The organism is Chryseobacterium sp. GM_Chr_2, from assembly GCF_026540445.1.
Taxonomy (GTDB): Bacteria; Bacteroidota; Bacteroidia; order Flavobacteriales; family Weeksellaceae; genus Chryseobacterium.
Genome location: NZ_JALNUD010000002.1, coordinates 322,680 through 340,045, shown reverse-complemented (window position 1 = coordinate 340,045; position 17,366 = coordinate 322,680). Strand labels below are relative to the sequence as shown.

The 17,366-nt window shown below is 36.9% G+C and carries 13 protein-coding genes; 4 read left to right on the top strand and 9 right to left on the bottom strand.

What is annotated here, in order from left to right; translation table 11 throughout:
- Positions 1 to 28: 28 nt before the first annotated feature.
- From OXQ85_RS04875 to OXQ85_RS04840, 8 genes are all read right to left on the bottom strand, one after another.
- Positions 29 to 1,747 (bottom strand): glycoside hydrolase family 43 protein, encoded by a 1,719-nt coding sequence (locus OXQ85_RS04875; protein WP_267402688.1) that lies wholly within the window; start codon positions 1,745 to 1,747, stop codon positions 29 to 31.
- Between the two features lie 93 nt (positions 1,748 to 1,840).
- On the bottom strand, positions 1,841 to 2,656 hold the full coding sequence (locus tag OXQ85_RS04870) for an SDR family oxidoreductase (protein WP_267402687.1): 816 nt from the start codon (positions 2,654 to 2,656) through the stop codon (positions 1,841 to 1,843).
- Between the two features lie 118 nt (positions 2,657 to 2,774).
- Positions 2,775 to 3,944 (bottom strand): mannonate dehydratase, encoded by a 1,170-nt coding sequence (uxuA, locus tag OXQ85_RS04865; protein ID WP_267402686.1) that lies wholly within the window; start codon positions 3,942 to 3,944, stop codon positions 2,775 to 2,777.
- A gap of 88 nt (positions 3,945 to 4,032) precedes the next feature.
- On the bottom strand, positions 4,033 to 5,994 hold the full coding sequence (locus OXQ85_RS04860) for a RagB/SusD family nutrient uptake outer membrane protein (protein ID WP_267402685.1): 1,962 nt from the start codon (positions 5,992 to 5,994) through the stop codon (positions 4,033 to 4,035).
- 11 nt (positions 5,995 to 6,005) lie between these two features.
- The gene (locus tag OXQ85_RS04855; RefSeq protein WP_267402684.1) at positions 6,006 to 8,870 is read right to left on the bottom strand and encodes a SusC/RagA family TonB-linked outer membrane protein; all 2,865 of its coding nucleotides are present in this window, start codon (positions 8,868 to 8,870) and stop codon (positions 6,006 to 6,008) included.
- 91 nt (positions 8,871 to 8,961) lie between these two features.
- A complete protein-coding gene (xylA, locus tag OXQ85_RS04850; protein WP_267402683.1) occupies positions 8,962 to 10,290 on the bottom strand; it encodes a xylose isomerase in 1,329 nt (442 codons plus the stop codon).
- A gap of 109 nt (positions 10,291 to 10,399) precedes the next feature.
- The gene (locus OXQ85_RS04845) at positions 10,400 to 11,884 is read right to left on the bottom strand and encodes an FGGY family carbohydrate kinase (RefSeq protein WP_267402682.1); all 1,485 of its coding nucleotides are present in this window, start codon (positions 11,882 to 11,884) and stop codon (positions 10,400 to 10,402) included.
- A 16-nt stretch (positions 11,885 to 11,900) separates the two neighbouring features.
- Positions 11,901 to 12,617, bottom strand: a complete 717-nt coding sequence (locus OXQ85_RS04840; protein WP_267402681.1) for an NUDIX domain-containing protein — start codon at positions 12,615 to 12,617, stop codon at positions 11,901 to 11,903.
- Positions 12,618 to 13,275: 658 nt separating this feature from the next.
- On the opposite strand from OXQ85_RS04840, the gene OXQ85_RS04835 reads away from it, so the two are divergent.
- Positions 13,276 to 13,425 (top strand): hypothetical protein, encoded by a 150-nt coding sequence (locus OXQ85_RS04835; protein WP_267402680.1) that lies wholly within the window; start codon positions 13,276 to 13,278, stop codon positions 13,423 to 13,425.
- 224 nt (positions 13,426 to 13,649) lie between these two features.
- Here OXQ85_RS04835 and OXQ85_RS04830 read toward each other — a convergent pair whose 3' ends face one another.
- Complete coding sequence (locus OXQ85_RS04830; RefSeq protein ID WP_267402679.1) at positions 13,650 to 14,129, bottom strand: hypothetical protein; 480 nt, start codon at positions 14,127 to 14,129, stop codon at positions 13,650 to 13,652.
- A gap of 357 nt (positions 14,130 to 14,486) precedes the next feature.
- On the opposite strand from OXQ85_RS04830, the gene OXQ85_RS04825 reads away from it, so the two are divergent.
- From OXQ85_RS04825 to OXQ85_RS04815, 3 genes are all read left to right on the top strand, one after another.
- On the top strand, positions 14,487 to 14,954 hold the full coding sequence (locus tag OXQ85_RS04825; protein ID WP_267402678.1) for a PA2169 family four-helix-bundle protein: 468 nt from the start codon (positions 14,487 to 14,489) through the stop codon (positions 14,952 to 14,954).
- Positions 14,955 to 15,103: 149 nt separating this feature from the next.
- Complete coding sequence (locus OXQ85_RS04820) at positions 15,104 to 16,066, top strand: YihY/virulence factor BrkB family protein (RefSeq protein ID WP_267402676.1); 963 nt, start codon at positions 15,104 to 15,106, stop codon at positions 16,064 to 16,066.
- 24 nt (positions 16,067 to 16,090) lie between these two features.
- Positions 16,091 to 16,933, top strand: coding sequence for a transporter (locus OXQ85_RS04815; RefSeq protein ID WP_267402675.1), 843 nt, complete (start codon positions 16,091 to 16,093; stop codon positions 16,931 to 16,933).
- Positions 16,934 to 17,366: the final 433 nt, after the last annotated feature.

Here is a 17,366-nt window from a genome sequence, read left to right as displayed (position 1 = left end):
CAAACCTTGAAGGTTTAGAATATTTAAATTAATTCGGAACAATATCATTTGAAGATGTACTGTATAAACCAATCAAACTTCCTGTGAATCCTCCCGCAACATCGGTAGAAAGGATATCTCCGGAAACCGCGCCGCCTAGATTTTTGAAGCTTTTACCACCAAAAGAATAATTGAAGCTGATTTCATCTTTTTCTCCTGTAATCTGAAATTTTATATTTTTTGAAAGTGAAATTTTTTCGCTTGCAATTAATTTAGATTCACCTTTTTCAGTTCTTTCCAAAACAATGTAGAAATCTTTATCTTTCTTCGTAATACCGAAAACGTAATTGAATGTTTCGCTTTGATACAGCGTAATTCCAGCCAATTCTTTTTCAGATTTAGGTTTAAAATCAAGTGTCACGGATGTTTCAAAATCTTCGTGCTGCAATCTGTGGAATAAAGATGAAATCGGAGCCAAGGCTTTGATATTCGTTCCCATAGGATTCACTTTTACACCCGTTTTCGTAGTCGTAATGAAGTTTTCACGCGGTCCGCGCATTGCAATCCAGCGGAAATCGAGGTTTTTATCGGTCAGTTTATCATCATACGTGAAATTCCCGTTCGGGAAAAATCCATTTTGTCCGGTTTGGTTTTGAACGCCTTGTGGCATTTTTAATTTTGGTTTCATCGGAACCAAGCCATTTTGAAACACAGGATACGTTCCGCTCCAGTCAACCGGAAGAATGAAGGTTTCTCTACCGTGATTTACACGTCCTTTTTCGTTGGGACGAATGGCCAAAAACACACCGTACCATTGTCCGTTCGGGCCTTCCACCAAATCGGCGTGACCTGCCCAATCCACTTTTTCTTTTCTGTCTCTAGGAAAATATCTCTGGGTAAGAATTGGATTATTCTTAGCGGGAACAAACGGTCCTTTCGGAGAATCTGCCATAAAAATCACTTCGCTGTGGTTGCCTCCGGTTCCGCCTTCTGCGCACATCAGGTAATATTTTCCTTTGTATTTGTATAAATGCGGGCCTTCAATCCAAATTGGCTTTTGAGAAAGGTCAACGCCACCGTTTACAATAATTCTGTCTGAACCTTCGACAACCTGGTCTTTTTCTAAATCATAATCCCACATTTTGATGACGCGGTGACCTTGATATTGCACTGTTCCCTGTGGTGGTGCGTCGTTGTGAACGATGTAAGCTTTTCCGTCATCATCGAAGAAAATAGCAGGATCGATACCGTCGAAATTCAGTTTCTGGACTTCGCTCCAGCCTTTTGCCGGGTCTTTAGTTTTTACGACCATATTGCCGATTCCACCTGCAATCTGAGTGGTAATCATATAAAATGTGTCGTTGTACTTGTTGTATTTGATATCTGGTGCGTAAATTCCGTGAGAAACGCCACCTTTTTCAACTTTTAACTGAGAAGGTCTGTCGAGAACGTGCCCAACCTGCTTCCAATTGACCAAATCTTTGGAAGTGAAAATCGGAACACCCGGAAACATTGAAAAAGAAGAGTTTACTAAGTAATAATCATCTCCTTTTTTGGTGATACTTGGGTCGGGATAACAGCCCTGAAGAATCGGGGAATAGAATTCGTCTGATTTTAAAGGATTGTCGTTGTATATTTTGTCGTTTCCTTTATATTGAAAATCGGTGAATGTCTGGGCTGAGATGCTGGTCGTCGACAGTAGAGCTGCTGCTGCAATAATGCCGTTTTTATGTGCTGAAAAAATCGATTGCATTAGTCTCTGTTTCATTATTATATTTTTAGATTATTAGGATTGTTATAAAAAAAGACCTTAACCAAAAAATAATTAAGGTCTTAACTATATGAAGAAAATAACTACGTTCTAAACGCCACTGAATGCACTAAAGCCGCCGTCGACAGGAATTAAAGCTCCTGTAATGAAGCTTGCCGCATCCGAACAGAGAAACTGTATTGTTCCGTTGAGTTCCTCCACTTCTCCAAATCTTTGCATTGGTGTCTTGGCCATTACTTTTTTGCTTCTATCTGTTAAAGATCCATCCGGATTCAGTAAAATGGCACGGTTTTGATCTCCTATGAAAAATCCGGGAGCAACGGCATTGACACGGATTTTATCTCCAAATTTTAAAGCTAAATCAGAAGCTAACCATTGTGTAAAGTTTGTAATTGCTGATTTTGCCGCCGAGTATCCAGCTACTCTTGTAATTGCAGAATAAGCTGCCATTGAGGAAATATTCACGATGCTTCCGCTTTTCTGCTCTGCCATCACTTTTCCGAAAACATAGCTTGGATAAACGGTTCCGTTGATGTTAAGATCGGTCACTTCATCCCATCCGCTGATGTTCATATCGAAAAATGACTGCTCTGGAGATAATGTTGCTGAAGGAATATTTCCTCCGGCAATGTTCAGCAAAATATCTATTTTACCATACTTTTCTATGATTTTCTTTGATGCATTTTCGAGGCTTTCGATGTTCATTACATTCGCTTCAACGGCAAATGCATCACCTCCTAAATCTGTAAGTTCCTTTATGCGGGAATCCAACGTTTCCTGATTTCTTCCCAAAGCCACTACTTTTGCTCCCGCTTCGATAAAACTTTTGGCAAGGCTTCCTCCCAAAACGCCGGAAGCACCTGTAATGACCGCTACTTTATCTTTTATGCTGAATATTTCGTTCATTTTTAATTATTGATAAATGATGATTGATAAATGATAATATTGAACCCTTCGGGTTCGTTGGATTGTTTTGCTCTAGGTTACACCTACGGTTACTGATATTGAACCCTTCGGATTCTCCTTATCTTGATTCAGAATTGACAGCTGCCATCACACCGTCGATTTGTCCTAAAGCCAACATTCTTCCTAAGAAAGAATAGCCGGGATTATAACCTTTATCGATATCTTCTGACAACAATCTTCCATGGTCGATTCTCATTGGCAAATCCGGGTTTTCTTTTTCGAATACACGAATTACGTCAATTAATTTTCCTCTTCCGCCTAGATGATGTGCTTCAATGAAATCGCCGTTTTCGAAAACATTGGTGCTTCTGAGGTGAACGAATTTTGTTCTGTGGGCAAACTTCTGAGCCAGCTTCGGAACGTCATTCTGAAGATTGGCACTCAAAGAACCTGCGCAGAAAGTCAATCCGTTGTGGGGATTATCCACAGCATTCAGGAACCAGTCTATATCTTCTTCGTTAGTTACAATTCTCGGTAAACCTAATAAAGCGAAAGGCGGATCATCGGGATGCACACACATCTGGATATTCCATTCTTCACAAACAGGCATTATTTTTTCAAGGAAATATTTTAGGTTTTCCCGAAGTTGGTTTTTATCAATTCCGTCATATAAAGCCAATAAATTATTGAACTTTTCTACAGGATTTAAATCCCCTTCTTTAATATTTCCGTTAACGAATCCCTGTGTTTTTACAATAACAGAATCTATCAGATCATTATTATCCTTTTCTGTGAGCGTGCTTTTTAATAGTTCAACTTTTTCCAGGATTTCCTGATTATAGTCGTTTTTCGCTCCTTCTCTTTTCAGGATATGAATTTCAAAATAAGCAAATCTTGCTTTATCAAAATAAAGTGACGAAGATCCGTCTTCCCATTCGTGGAAAAGATCTGTTCTTGCCCAGTCTAAAACCGGCATAAAATTATAGCAAACCGTATTTATGCCTGCTTTTCCTAAGTTTTCGAGACTTTTAATATAATTTTCTATCAAAAAATCACGGTCTTCACCTCCGTATTTGATTGCTTCGCTTACGGGAAGACTTTCCACAACAGACCAGCGAAGGCCGTGACTTTCTATATATTTTTTGTAATCATTAATAGCCTCCAAACTCCAAATCTCTCCGTTGGGAACACTATGAAGTGCAGAAACAATACCTTCTACACCGATCTGTCGAAGGGTCTGTAATTTAATTTTATCGTTCTTCCCAAACCAACGCCATGTTTTTTCCATACCATTTAAATTTTTAATTGAAAAACAAGGCAGATGTTTTTAGAATCTGCCCTGTGAACTATATATGAAATGTGAAATTAAGTAATTTCTAATAACCAGGATTCTGATATTTTGCTTTAATATCTGCAGATACTTCCATAGCATCGAGCTGTCCTTGAGGAATAGGTCTTAGATAATGGAAAGGCTGAATAGTCCTTGTAACTGTTTGCGGTGTATGATTTCCATAATTCGCACCTCCAATAGAATAGGTTGCTGACTTTGATGCCCACGTCTGAGTTCTCACTAGATCGTACCATCTATATCCTTCTCCAAAGTATTCTCTTGATCTTTCTGCAAGAATATAATCAATGGTTATTGTGGAAGGTGTGGCTGCAATCATAGTAGCACTGTTATCAACAACATACGATGCATTTTGTGCATTATTAAATTTCCATTTTCCAGCACGTCCACGTATCACATTAATTAAATCTCTTGCCGACATAGATCCGGATGCCCCCTTCACGGCAGCTTCCGCTGCAATAAAGTACAATTCAGAGAATTTAGCGGCATAAAAAGGACGGGTATGACTTGGATTGGGATACCCTAAACCATTTCCATTATCGGTTCTATATGGTCCGATTTTCCAGATACCGGGATAAACAATTCTACTGATACCACTTGGAGCAATCACCCAGTCTGCTCTACCAGGAAGGGTACCTGCCCCCACACCGCTCTGATCGGCTGTGGTTGGATAGGTTGGAGTTTGGGAATCATCATTTAGAAATGTTAAAACGGCATCATTTGCGTGTATCGGAAGGTTATTGGCATTGTACAATGTGGTTACATTCGTAAGCCCAGTTCCTTCTTTATGCCAGTTTCCTCTATATACGGTTGTAAAGGTTCCGTCGTATCGAGAATCATTTGTTTTATCTGCAAATGTATTTTTAATAACCTCAATGGTTGGAGCCATTCTTACCCAAGGTCTTCCCAATGGCTGAAACGCTGCACGCTGCACAGAACTTGCTGCAGACCAAGTTGTCGCAGAAGTACTACTTTTAAGATTGGTATAATTCCAGGTCATCATCCATGATGCAAAGTTATTCGGAGACCATCCGTCACCATAACTTGCCTGAATAACCCCTTCATTGAAATAGGCACTGGTTTCTGTATGATCTGCATACAGCATACATTCACTATTACGATCGTTGTCACCTCTGTTCACATCATAGTAAGTTGGCTGTAAGGCATACTGCCCAGGATTATTGATAGCATCCATTGCAATATCATAAGCTTTCTGAAAGTACCATTGAGGATTGTGACCATCCGGATCGGTACGGGATGTTTCAGGGTAAGTAGGGATACTGTTTGGGTTTTGGAGCCACCATCCATATGTTAAATATGCCTTTGCTAAATATAATCTCGCCACATTTTTAGTTACCCCTCCTTTTACACGAGGATCAACAGGAAGATTATCAATCGCTTTTACCAAATCCGGGAAGATAGCTTTAGTATACACTTCTGTAACAGTATTTCTCACTGAAGTTGTTTTTGGATCAATATTAAAAGTAAGCTCACCAGACCCAAGATCTAGAGGTACACCACCATAAGTCTGAACCAATAAGAAATAGTAGAACGAGCGGAAAAATCTTGCCTCTGAAATTAATGATTCTGCTATACCTGCTCCAGATCCGTTCTGTATGATTCCATTTGCAGTGTTAATTGACGGGAATACAGATCCCCATACCATACTGGTAGGAAAGGTATTTGAATTGATACTTCCTGCACCCCCCGTCATATCGAGATCTTTAAAGTTTCCATCGGCACTTTGCCCCCATGTTGCCTCATCTGTACCTGTCATATTAGCATTAAGCCAGTATCCATTTCCATAAAGTAGTCTTAACTGTCTGTACAATGAAGTTACTCCCTGCGATATTCCTCTTTCTGTAGAGAAATCTTCCGGAGTATAAATCCCTCTAGGCTGTTCGTCCAAAATCTCATTACACCCTGTTGTTGTAAATGCTATTGAAGCTAAAAATAAAGCAGCAATGAATTTTTTATTTAAATTAATCATGACTTATAATTTTAGAAGGTTAAATTAAGACCCAAGAGATAATTTCTGGTAGCTGGGTTGTTTGTTCCTATAACTAACTGATTCGCTTTGTACGAATTAACAGCCTGATTCTCATTTCCTCTTGAGTTTGGTTCAGGATCCATTCCGGAATGTCTGTAATATGGCGAACCGAAAACAAATGGATTTTGTACCGTTACATATAATCTTAGATTACTTACACCTAAATTTTCAAGAGTGCTTTTATTAAAATTATATCCTAAAGTAATTGTTCTGATTTTTACAAAAGATGCATCAAAAAGAGCAAGAGTTGATGCATATTTAGGGTTATCCCCACTTAATAATCCTCCTGGTTTAGGATATCTTACATCTGTATTTTCGGGAGTCCAATAATCTACATCCACATTATTCCCTCGGCCTGTTAACCTGTTCAGATATCCGGCTGAGCCATAAATTGTGCTAATAAGAACCCCTCCTTTTTGAAAAGCTCCGACAACACTCAGATCAATGTTTTTATAAGCCAGTCTAGTATTAAAACCACCAATAAAATCAGGATTTGTATTTATTATTTGTCTGTCTGCCTCATTAATTGCTCGTACAGGCGTCCCATCTGCATTATAGCCTCCTGTATACAAAACTTTGATCATTCCTGGCGCTGCACCTACTTGTGGTTCTAAAATATTCAGATATGGATCGCCTTGCTGCCAAAGACCAATATATTGGTAATCATATATTGCATTGATGTTGTACCCCACAAACCATAAATTATTAACATTTCTGTCCTGCCCAGATGCCAATGCTGTGATTTTGTTTTTGTTTGCTGCTAAATTACCTCCCACTTCCCAACTAAAACCTTTGGGATTGTCAAAAATCAAAGCATTCAAAGAGACTTCCAGACCTTTATTCTGCGAAGCTCCCACATTCTGCAACACAAGATTTAAACCACTTGATGAAGGAAGCTGTTTATCTAGTAATAGTTTTTCAGTATTAGTAACATAATATTCAACTGTACCACTTATTCTTTTGTTAAAAATTGAGAAGTCAACTCCATAATTCCATGTCTTAGAAAATTCCCAACCCAGTGACGCATTTGGCGCTCTGTTTACATAATTTCCAATTGCATTTGCAGCTCCAAAATTATAAGGTGTTGTACTTAGGCTGCCAAACGTTGTGTACGGGGCAACAGCTTGGTTTGATGTTTGTCCGAAACCTGCCCTTAACTTCAATGTATTAATGTATTTTGAATCCTTTAAAAAACTTTCATTAGCAACATTCCAACCTGCTGATATTGCCGGATAGGTATGCCACTGATGGCCTTTAGCCAATACTGAAGCGCCGTCTGATCTTACCGTTGCTGTTAACATATAACGATTATCAAACTGATACATCACTCTTCCCATGAATGACATCAGACCTCTTCTCCAATATCCCTGATTGTTGGGATCTATAGTTATTTCCCCTTGTGCATGGCCTAAATTAAAATATTGAAATGCATCTAGAGGAACATCTCGGGCGGCAATAGATGAGCTGTTGAATCGAGTTTGCTCGGCCGAGTAAAGAGCCGTAGCATTAATTTTATGTTTGCCAAACGTTCTGTCATAGGTAATTAAATTTTCGATTACCCATTGACTTGTCAAAGAATTTCCGATACTTGCTGACGAAGCGGTTGTCGGCTGATAATTTAGTACCCCAGTTCCAAGGTAATAGCCACTGTTCGAATTTCTATAGGTAAGCCCCACATTTAATCTGTATTTCAAGCCTTCAACAGATGGGATTTTTATTTCTCCGTACAGATTATTATAGGAGCTGAATGCGTTGGTGCGATCAGCGTATGCATCTCCTAAATTTTCTAAAATTGATCTGGTCTGTAATGCCGTCTGATCCTGATTTGCAAAAGTAGTTCTCAACCTCGACGATCCATCGGCAAGATATGGGCTTGTTAATGGTGAATATCCTAAAACGGGCGCACCGCTGATGCCATTGAAATCATTGATTGAGAAATTAGAATTTGTAGAGAAGCCAACTTTTAACCAAGAATTTATCTCCTGGTCCAACGCTCCTCTAATGGATAATCTTTTGTAAGTTTGTAAAGGCACAACACCATTTTGCTGAAAATAAGCCACTCCAAAATTATACCCTCCTTTCTCTGTACCTCCTGATACTGCCACATCATGATTCATCATCAGCCCCACACCATAATACAGATCCTGCCAATCGGTATTTGTACCGTTGATTTCATCAGGTCCATTTGTAAATAAATTAGCGTCAGCTCTCAGTTTAGCAAACTTGTCCCCACTCATGACAGGATATTTCGAAAATATCGTCTGAAATCCTGTATAACCATTATATGAAAATCTTGCCCGTTGCCCCTTTCCGCCTCTGTTTGTAGTAATAATAATTACTCCATTTGCTCCTCTGGAACCATAAATTGCCGTTGCTGATGCATCTTTAAGAACATCTAAAGTTTTAATATCTGAAGGACTGATATCGCCTAACGATCCTACAAACGGGATACCATCTAATACAATCAAAGGATCATTTGAGCCCGTTAAAGATCGTTCTCCTCTGATTCTTATCTGCTGAACAGCTCCAGGTTTGGTAGAGGTTCTTCCGATATCTACCCCTGGAAGACGCCCTTGTATAGCCTCTGTAATATTTGCAGATGGAACTTCCTTGATGGCTGTTCCGCTTAATGAGGCTACAGATCCAGTAACAGCTTCTTTTTTCTGAGTACCATATCCTATAACAATCACTTCTTCTATCTTCTTCTCCTTCTGTACAGTATCTTTTTTAACCTGGGAATAAGCCATCCCTGAAGGTAACAAGGCCATTGCAAAAAATAATGCTGCCTTATTACCGCCAAAATAAAATCGATTCATAAGTTTTAATTTTAAATGTTGGGTTGAAAAAAAAGACTGTTAAAAAATTGACATTCGAGAATCCTTAGTGTTTAACAGTCTCTTCTATTTTTTAGATATACATGTTCACGATCGCTTCAAACAGTTCCTGTTTTCCGCTTTTCGGCTGTGGTTCGCCAATTTCGTGAGCAATTCTCTGAAGATCTTCTAAAGTAAGTGTTCCATCTTCAAAAGATTTTCCGTTTCCATTGTCGAAAGAAGCGTAACGGTCTGTTCTCAATTTCTTATAATCCGAATTTTCAAGAATATCTGCCGCAGCCAAAAGCCCTTTAGCAAAAACATCCATCCCTGAAATATGAGAAATGAATAAATCTTCCGCATCAATAGAATTTCTTCTGATTTTAGCATCGAAATTTACTCCGCCATTTCCTAAACCTCCCGCCGGAAGAAGCACCAACCAAGCCTGAACCATGTCATAATAATCTATCGGGAACTGGTCTGTATCCCATCCATTTTGGTAATCTCCCCTATTTGCATCGATACTTCCTAAAAGCCCTGCATCTACCGCAGCCTGAAGTTCGTGTTCGAAGGTGTGCCCCGCTAAAGTTGCGTGGTTCACTTCGATATTTAATTTAAAATCTTTGTCTAAACCGTAATGTCTTAAGAAACCAATCACCGTTTCAGAATCGTAGTCGTACTGATGTTTCGTAGGTTCCATTGGTTTTGGTTCAATTAAAAAAGTTCCTTTAAAACCTTGCTGACGAGCATAATCTCTCGACATTGAAAGAAAACGTGCCAAATGATCTTTTTCACGCTTCATATCTGTGTTTAAAAGGCTCATATAACCTTCTCTACCACCCCAGAAAACATAGTTTTCACCGCCAAGAGCAATTGTTGCATCGATTGAATTTTTAACCTGAGTTCCTGCGCAAGCCACCACATCAAAATTTGGGTTTGTAGAAGCTCCGTTCATGTATCTTTCATGCGTGAAAACGTTTGCTGTTCCCCATAAAAGCTTGATCCCGGTTTCCTGTTGCTTCTGTTTTGCGTATTCTACAATTGCCTGAAGATTTTTTTCGTATTCTTTCCAATTGTTTGCTGGGTCTACTAAATCGATGTCGTGGAAACAGTAGTAATTGAAGCCCATTTTAGACATAAATTCAAAACCGGCATCCATCTTATGTATTGCTCTTGTTACCGCATCATTTCCGATATCCCAAGGATGATGAATAGTAGGCCCTCCAAATGGATCGCTACCGTTTGCACACAGTGTATGCCACCAAGCCATTGCAAAACGAGTCCAGTCTTTCATTGGTTTTCCCATGACGATTCTTTCCGCGTCATAATATCTGAAAGCTAATGGATTTCTGCTTTCTTTTCCTTCAAATTTAATTTTGTCGATACCTGTAAAAAACTCCTTTGTACCTGTTAAAGTCTTCATATATTTTATTTATTATTTTAATTTATCGTTAAAATTTGACGTAACATTTCCTGCTCACTGATTCTGAAGATTCAATAAGTGCAATGGAAAATTTCCGTTATAAGTGTGTTTAGATTATTTCTTTAAGATGATCTTTCCATCTCTCATAGGCTTCTAAATATTGTTCCCGTTTTTCATGTTCAGGTTCTATTACTGCTATTTTTTCCAATGATGAAAAAGCCTCCTTAGAATCTGCATAAAAACCGATTCCCATTCCTGCCGCTCTTGCCGCACCTACCGCTCCGTCTGTATCGTAAAGCTCAATGACAGCATTACTCACTCCGGCCAGTGATTTCCTGAAAATTGAACTTAAGAACATATTGGCATTCCCTGCACGGATTACCTGAATATCCATGCCGATATTCCTCATGATATCCATTCCGTACTCGTATGAGAACACAATTCCCTCCTGCGCTGCACGCAAGATGTCTCCTTTTGTATGAATGTTAAAATTAATTCCGTGGATCGAACAGTTCGTTTCTTTATTTTCAAGCACTCTTTCCGCTCCGTTTCCGAAAGGAATGATACTTAAACCTTTAGCTCCAACTGGTGAAAGTGATGCCAAGTCATTCATGTCCCCGTAAGAAGATAAGGATGTTGCAAAGTTGTGCTTTAACCAAGAATTTAAAATTCCTGTTCCATTGATGCAAAGCAAAACTCCAAGTCTTGTAAGCTCTTCGGTATAATTAACGTGAGCAAAAGTATTTACTCTTGATAATTTATCGTAATCTAATTTATCTAAAACTCCATAAACAACGCCTGAAGTACCTGCTGTAGAAGCAATTTCTCCCGGATTGAAAACATTTAATGATAAAGCGTTATTCGGCTGATCTCCCGCTCTATAAGAAATCGGAGTTCCTTCTTTTAAACCTAATTCCTGAGCTGTAGCAGCAGAAACCGTCGCCTGAATTCCGAAAGTTGGAATAATTTCAGGGAAAAAGCTCTTTGGAATTCCATAATAATTGATGACATCTTCTGAAATACAATTGTTTTTAAAATCCCAGAAAATTCCTTCAGATAAGCCCTCAATCGTTATTCCTATTTCTCCGGAAAGTCTCATCGCGATATAATCTCCCGGCAGCATTATTTTATCAATCTTTTCAAAAATTTCCGGTTCGTTTTCTTTAACCCAGGCTAATTTTGAAGCCGTAAAGTTTCCGGGAGAATTTAGTAAATGAGATAAACATTTTTCTTCCCCGATTGCTTTGAAAGCCTTTTCACCATAAGGAACCGCGCGGCTGTCACACCAAATGATGGAAGGTCTTAATAAATTCTGATCTTTGTCTACTAAAATAAGACCATGCATCTGCCATGTAATACCGATTCCTTTGATATCTTCAGGATGTATTCCGGATTCGTGCATTACCGCTTCATGAGCAAGCTTCAGGTTTGTCCACCAGTCGACAGGGTTCTGCTCTGCCCAACCAGGGTGGATCGCAGTGATTTTCATCTCTTTTTTAGGAGAAAATTCAGAGGCGATCACTTTTCCGCTGGATGCCTCAATGAGACAAACTTTCACAGAAGAACTGCCGATATCATAGCCTAGTAAGTACATATAGTTTTAAAAAGTATTATTTTATTAGTTTAGTATTGTTTTTTTTATAAATTTTGGCATCAAACTTATAATATCTTGCTGCACGGTGTGACACATTTTTTTCAATCTCCTCCAAAGGAATAATGTAATTGAATGAGGAAATTTTTTTATGAAAATTTTTAATATCAATCCGTTTTTCGCTCAATGCACTATAGAGCTGATAGAGCTGTCTGATGGTAAATTTCTTTGGAAGAAGCTCAAAAATGATAGAAAAATCAAGCTCTATCCATTTTCTTACCTCTACTAAAGACTCATTAATAATCTTATTATGATCAAACGGCAGAGAAGGAACCTCGTCAATGGGAAACCAATCTACCGTAGCATATTTTGTACTGTTAATCTTATGATCTATCTTGCAAAGAGAGAGATAAGCCACCGTAATGATTCTGTCAATATGGTGCTTGTACTCTATTCCCATCCATTTGATATCATTCTCATTATTTGCCCTCATAGGATCTGCAAAACACTTAAACTGTTTCAGAACCATTTTCTTAATTCCTGTAAGCTCATGCAGTACTCTTTCTGCGGCATCATCCACATCCTCATCACTGAAAATAAGGCTTCCGGGAAGCTTTATCTGGCGTTCTTCATCAAGATGTCTTTCCACTAATAAAATATTCAATCTGTTTTCATGGTCGAATCCAAAAACGACACAGTCAACAGAAACATAGGTATGTATAAAATTTGGGCTCATGGAGATGTTAACATTTACGTAACATCACAAATATAAAAATTCAACTGAATAAAAAAAATATTTTTTTCATTAACAATTAAATATCAGTAATTTACATATCGATTTTTAATGAAAACATTCACATATAAAACATGATAAGCTTATCATTTAACCTACACTTAAAAACATTGTAACAGATCAATTTACAAGCAATTATTAGGAAAATATTAATAATAAAATACTGAAGTTTTTTACAGAAAAAATATGATAAGAATTTCAAAAAAATATTTCAAAAAAAATAAAAAACAAGTGTAAAAAAAACACTTTTAAATAAAAAAAACGATAAAAACTCATATTTTTTATTACCGTTTCTGCACGTAAGCTAATATAAAATTGCAAATAATGAAATTTCTTAAAATTATTTATATGAATTATTTTAAAAAATTCTACAAAGCTTTAAATGATATCTCCCACTACTCTATTTTGATTTTACAACGGAAATAAAATAATAGTACTCAAATTAAGATTTCTCATCGCTTTTTCATAGTTGTTCTTGAAATCTTTCCACATTACAGCCCTGAATATATTAACCTCTCGATATAAAAGCAATGTTATTTTTTAAATTAATAAATTTTACGCCAATATTCCAATTCTCAATGTATAATTAGGAAATCTGGACATGGAAAAGGTCAATACTTATGGTGGAGGTATAACGGTATTGAAAATATCTTTCTCGATTAGCTTCATTGATTTAACGAAGACCGAAAACTCTCAATTAAACGATTTTCTAAACTCTAAAGGAAACGGAATAATTGGAGGGTACCTTTAGGGAGGAAACCGTTTATGCCGTAGTCTTTTGGCTGGCAAAAGAATGGGCTGACCGCTATACCTTAGCTGCCTTTTTGCCGGTTTATTATAAAAAATTAAAATTTATTTTTTATAAATCCAAGTTTACATTAATTATAAAAGGAAATTTCATATTGTTTATTTAAAATTCCCAATATGAAAGCAGTACAATGAAGTAAAGCATTAAAAACTGAGAACTCATTACTTTTACTTTAAAGAATATTTAAACAATTGTTGGTTAAAATTTCCACAAACAGTGATTGACATTGCCAAAGGTAAGCCGTTTCTATCGGTCAGATATATAGCATTGGTCGTTTTGCGCTTTTTTCGTCCCTGATAACCGACCACTTCACCACTTCGTAAGGCTGGGCTGTGGCTGCCATCTACATCTGTGCTGGATACATCAATTTTTGATTTATTCTTTTGTAAAATAAGATTCCAACAAGATTTCCATATCCCAGCTTTACATTTACGATAATAGCCAAAGATTGTTTTATGATGAAGAACTTCTTTCCTGAATAACTGAAAGATAGGTAAAAGATACCATTGAATGCATGTTTTAAGTTTATATAAAATACAGTTGATAATCTCCCAAATAAGTACTTTTGATTTGAAGCACCTCTTTACAACGGGAATAGAATGTACGATTTCTAATTCTATTGTATCTTTGCTTAATAGTTTGTACAAGGGATAGGATTTTATTTGTTTTAGCGACACGAATTTCCTAATCCTTTTTTTATGTCAAATAATTATGGAAGTTATTTTAATTAAAGTCAAGATAAGTTCCATGTAAAATATAGGAATAAGACTTATAAATACTTCAGTACACCGCAAATGATTATTAAGATTTTACGACTGTGTTTTTAAAAATAACACTTTCTATGTAGGACAATAATTAATAAACTGCTGTTCAAATAATTAAATTCCAAATCTAATGGATCTCGACATTACCCGCTTGCGAATTTTATAAAAATAAAGCCCTAACATACCACAAAACAAATAGCATAGGCATATTTATTGTTCAATCATTCAAAAATATTCAGTATGGAAAATAATAAAACAATTTCAGCACTTAATGAATTACTTCATATTACCAATGACAGAATTAAAGGTTTTGAAAGCGTAGAAGGAAAAGTTTGGGAAAGCTATTCTGATCTAAAGGGTGAATATGATAAAATGATCTCTCAGTCTAAAATAATGAAGAATGAAATTATTAATCTCATTACTGAAAGAGGTGGAAATCCTGATGAAGAAAAATCATCATTGTCTGGTAGTTTACACCGGACTTGGATCGATATTAAAAATTCCATACCGACAAGTAATAGTGATAAAGAAACCTTGGAGAATGTAGTTTTTGGTGAAAAACATGCTATTGAAGCATACGATAATGCATTGAAAAGCGGTGATCTTTGCAGCGAAAGTTCAAAGATAATTGCGGAACAGTTGAGACAGCTGCACATATCTTACCATCAGTTCAGTAACATTGAACATTATAAAAAGAAAGATGAATAATCTGTTTCGTATCTAACAAGCTCTATCATAATTTTCACAGACTAATTTAAGAATCGGAAGTGATATCTAAGTAATAACGTCCTGATTCTGTTAGTTTCACATTGGTAAGTAAAAATTACACCTGATTTTTACCAGTAATACTATACATCATGAAAGCAATTAATAATTTTTGGGAAATACTTAAAGGGACATACAAGGACTGGAGTGCACGGGATCTGGGAACCGAGGCTGCCAGCTTAGCCTATACCGCCATTTTTTCGATTCCTGGACTCTTAATTATAGTTATATGGCTTACGGGTATATTCTTTGGTGAAGAAGCGGTACGGGGAGAAATCACTAAACTTATCGGGAGCATGATGGGGAAAGATGTCGGTAAAAGTCTTGAAGAAATGGTCGTAGCCGGCATGGTGGATAAAACGAACATCGTTATGAAAATCATTGGAATCATTACGCTTGTTTTTGGGGCAACTTCACTTTTCTTCCAATTTCAAAAGTCACTCAATAAGCTGTGGGATATTGTGGCAACTCCTAAAAAAGCTTGGGAAAAATATCTTCTCGACCGTGCGAATTCTCTGGGGATGATTATTGTCATTGCATTTCTTATGCTCATTACCTTGCTGCTGAGTTCTTTCATCGGTCTTGCTAACGATTGGGTTATCCACCGTTTCGGATTGGAAACCCTAATTTTGGTAAATATTATTAATATTGTTATAGGCTTTCTGGTTACATTATTTCTTTTCGCAGCCATGTTCAAAATTCTGCCGGATGTTGAGTTACAATGGAAATCCGTGTGGGTTGGAGCTGCAGTAACTGCTGCACTGTTTACACTTGGAAAGTATATCCTTACTTTTTATTTTGAAACGTTCAATCCCAGTTCAGCATTTGGTACTGCCGGGACTGTTATTTTACTGTTGTTGTGGATTAATTACACCTTTCAGATTATTTTCTTTGGTGCAGAATTCACTAAGGTCTACGCTAAAAAAATGGGGTATCAACTTAAACCTTCAAAACATGCAAAATGGAGCCCGCAAATAATATCTAAAGAAGACTCGAAAAACATAGTAACCGCTGAAAAAACTCCTGATAAAAGGGTGAAAGATTCGACGATTTAGTTTAGAAAACTTAAAATAAAAACCATGAATAGTTTTTACTTTTTTTTAAAGTTAACGTTAAGTGTTGTATGTCTGCCAGCATTGTGCTTTGCACAGCAAAAGCATCTGAACTATTCACTTTTTCATCCTGTACCCAATGAGCATATGAGAGAAATGGAAACTGACCGTCCGGATGTTACCGAATCTCCCTACACAATCGATGCAGGGCATATTCAATATGAAACGGATGTAATAAGGCTAATAAAAGAAAAGTCAGACATTCTGAAAACAAGCACATTACTCATCAATCAGGCCAACTTAAAAATTGGAATTACGGGAAGCACAGCCATACAGTTTGGTTTCCAAACCTACGGCTGGCAAAAGGAAACAGACCTAATTTCAAATAATGTAGTAAAAACTGACGGAATAGGTGATATAACATTCAGGATTAAACAGAATGTAATAGGAAACGACCATGGTGACTTTGCTCTGGCAATCCTTCCCTACGTCAAATTGCCTACTTCAAAATATGATGAAGAGAGCTGCCTGGAAGGTGGACTAATTGTACCTATGTCCTATAAGTTACCTGGAAAATGGAAATTGGGTCTACAGGTGGAAGTAGATAGACTCAAGGATCTGGATCAACCGGAAATGCATACTGAATTCCTGCAAACATTGACAATTAGTCATCCATTATCAAAAGGAATAGACTGGATAGCTGAAACTTATTACACCTATAATTTTAAAGCCCATGAGCTTTCCAATTTTATTAATGCTGCAATTCAAATGGAAGTTGTCAAAGGCTTTAAATTAGATATCGGAATTAATTATGGAATACAAGATACCGCAGCGAAACATTATTTCGTCGGTGCTTCTTACCGTCATTAAATTCTAATATTTTAAAGCATTTTTAATTCTTTAAAATCGAACAATTTCCGTCATAATTCGAATTATTTATGTCCGGATCACAAACCGAAAAATTATGTATTGATGATAAAAAAACAATGTTCTGGTCATATCAGCATTCTTTTTATTCAAATTGTATCCAGAATGTCATCACCTAACAGAAATGATGTTCGTATTTTTACATAAATCCGTATAATTACAACTATTATTTGCTTTCGCGATTTTGGGAAAACATACGAAACTTTTCGTACAGCTTTGTAGAGCTCATTCGATTCATCTTATTTCAAATCTTCAATATCTAACCACTCGATTGTTAGCTTTTTCATGACCTGCAATTAATTCGTTAAACTTATTGACTTTAGAATTTTTATTATGCACTTTTTGGATTAGAAAAACTATTAGAAATGTAATAATA

Coding starts and splice junctions, on each gene's coding strand:
- OXQ85_RS04875 (WP_267402688.1), bottom strand. CDS start 1,747: ATGAAACAGAGACTAATGCAATCGATTTTTTCAGCACATAAAAACGGC.
- OXQ85_RS04870 (WP_267402687.1), bottom strand. CDS start 2,656: ATGAACGAAATATTCAGCATAAAAGATAAAGTAGCGGTCATTACAGGT.
- uxuA (WP_267402686.1), bottom strand. CDS start 3,944: ATGGAAAAAACATGGCGTTGGTTTGGGAAGAACGATAAAATTAAATTA.
- OXQ85_RS04860 (WP_267402685.1), bottom strand. CDS start 5,994: ATGATTAATTTAAATAAAAAATTCATTGCTGCTTTATTTTTAGCTTCA.
- OXQ85_RS04855 (WP_267402684.1), bottom strand. CDS start 8,870: ATGAATCGATTTTATTTTGGCGGTAATAAGGCAGCATTATTTTTTGCA.
- xylA (WP_267402683.1), bottom strand. CDS start 10,290: ATGAAGACTTTAACAGGTACAAAGGAGTTTTTTACAGGTATCGACAAA.
- OXQ85_RS04845 (WP_267402682.1), bottom strand. CDS start 11,884: ATGTACTTACTAGGCTATGATATCGGCAGTTCTTCTGTGAAAGTTTGT.
- OXQ85_RS04840 (WP_267402681.1), bottom strand. CDS start 12,617: ATGAGCCCAAATTTTATACATACCTATGTTTCTGTTGACTGTGTCGTT.
- OXQ85_RS04835 (WP_267402680.1), top strand. CDS start 13,276: ATGGAAAAGGTCAATACTTATGGTGGAGGTATAACGGTATTGAAAATA.
- OXQ85_RS04825 (WP_267402678.1), top strand. CDS start 14,487: ATGGAAAATAATAAAACAATTTCAGCACTTAATGAATTACTTCATATT.
- OXQ85_RS04820 (WP_267402676.1), top strand. CDS start 15,104: ATGAAAGCAATTAATAATTTTTGGGAAATACTTAAAGGGACATACAAG.
- OXQ85_RS04815 (WP_267402675.1), top strand. CDS start 16,091: ATGAATAGTTTTTACTTTTTTTTAAAGTTAACGTTAAGTGTTGTATGT.